1 protein-coding gene and 1 pseudogene are annotated in these 1704 nt (G+C 61.7%); both read right to left on the bottom strand.

What is annotated here, in order from left to right:
• Window positions 1-454 (bottom strand): annotated as a pseudogene (locus EN939_RS33010) (esterase family protein); the annotation flags it as partial.
• A gap of 4 nt (window positions 455-458) precedes the next feature.
• On the bottom strand, window positions 459-1704 hold a 1246-nt coding region (locus tag EN939_RS33005), incomplete at its 5' end, for an ATP-grasp domain-containing protein (protein WP_245473259.1).

Here is a 1704-nt window from a genome sequence, read left to right as displayed (position 1 = left end):
CCGAATAGACGCCCGACAGGGCAATGACGCCGCTGGCGAGTTCAGGAAAGCGGAAGACGAAGTTCGACGAGTGATAGCCGCCCATCGAACAGCCCGAGAACAGCGGCTTCAGCTTGCGCCCGCCATTGGCCTGCTCGGCTGTGGACAGGAAGTCCGGCAGCGCCTCCTCGCGCACATAGCGGAAATAGGCCTCGTGGCGGGCGATGCGGTGGGCGGCGTCGGCATGCTTGTCGAAGAAGGATTCAGAATCGACGCCGTCGACCGTGAACAGCTGGATGCGGCCGGTGTCGATGAATTCGGCCAGTGCGCCCACCCCGCCGGAATCCTCGAACTGGTAGAACCGGCCCTGCGAGGTCGGGAACACCACCACCGGCCGGCCGGCATGGCCGTAGCGCTTGTATTCCATGTCGCGGCCGAGCTGGCTCGAGAAATTCTTGTGATAGGAAATGTCCATCGCCTCACGCCTTTTCAGCGTGGATGTACGCGACCGCTGCACGCAACGCTGCTTCGTCCTTCGAGCGCATCTGGTAGGCGTAATTTCCCATGGCGCGGCTGAAAACCTCTTCGATGGCCTGATGGTGGACGATCTTGTCACGCTGCGCGGCTAGCACGTCCTCATGGCTGTGCAAATAGTGGAGGCGTCGCTTGCGGCTGGCATAGGCGGTGAAATACTTCCCCTCGTAAGGGCCGCCGGCGGCATCCCTGACCACCATGTCGGCCCATGCCGCGTAGACATCGATGTCGAACGTGTAGTTGATCGCATCGGTCATCCAGGCGCCGGGCGGGCGCATGTTGACCTCCAGCGCGATGACCCGGTCGTCCTTGGTCTCGAACAGCTCGATGTGGAAGAAGCGTTCGCGCACGTCGAATGCTTTCAGGATCTTGCGGCCGGCCTCCTCGACCGCCGGGCTGATCCTGGGAAAGCAGGTGTAGCTCATATGGCGGTCCTTGTTGACCACCTCCATGACGCTCTGGTCGTAGCGGTGGCTGGCCGCCAGCACCACCTCGCCGTCGCGGTTGACCAGCCCGTCGAAGGTCACCACCAGCCCCTCGATGAACTGCTCCATGACGAAGGTCACGTCCTCGGGCTTGTCCCGGAAGAACTGGTCGAGCTCTTTGGCGTTGGAGATCTTGAAGGTGTTCGATGCGCCGGAACCGCTGTCGGGCTTGACCACGACGGGGTAGCCGACGCGCCGGATGAAAGTCATGGCCCCGGCACGGTCGGAGCATTTGCGCTGCGCGATGGTGTCGACGCCGCTCTTGCGGAAGAAGGCACGCATGCGGCTCTTGCGCTTCAGGTTCTTCACGAAATCGAGCTTGGTGCCGTAGATGTTGAAGTCGGTGCGTATGTTGGCTTCCAGCTCAAGCCAATGTTCGTTGAGCGATTCAAAACGGTCGATACGGCCCCATTTATGGACGAAATGCCCCATCGCCCGAAACACCGGATCGTAGTCTTCCATGTTGGCGACGCGGTAATATTCCGAAAGGGCTGCTTTCAGCTTGGCGTCGAGCGCGTCATAGGGCGCGTCGCCGATACCGAGCACCCTGGCCCCGGCCTTCTTCAAACGGTCGCAGAAATCCGCGCCGTTGGCGGGAAAATGCGGCGAGAAGAACACGAAATTCATGAACGACCCCTCCCGCGACAGGGGCATCGAAACCCTGTCGATGCCCGAGTCTGGCGCATTTGCCGCGCGTGGGGAAGAG

Source organism: Mesorhizobium sp. M7A.F.Ca.CA.002.05.1.1, from assembly GCF_003998335.1.
Taxonomy (GTDB): domain Bacteria; phylum Pseudomonadota; class Alphaproteobacteria; order Rhizobiales; family Rhizobiaceae; genus Mesorhizobium.
Note: the sequence above shows the minus strand (reverse complement) of the source record. Positions and strands in the feature narration are given on the sequence as shown.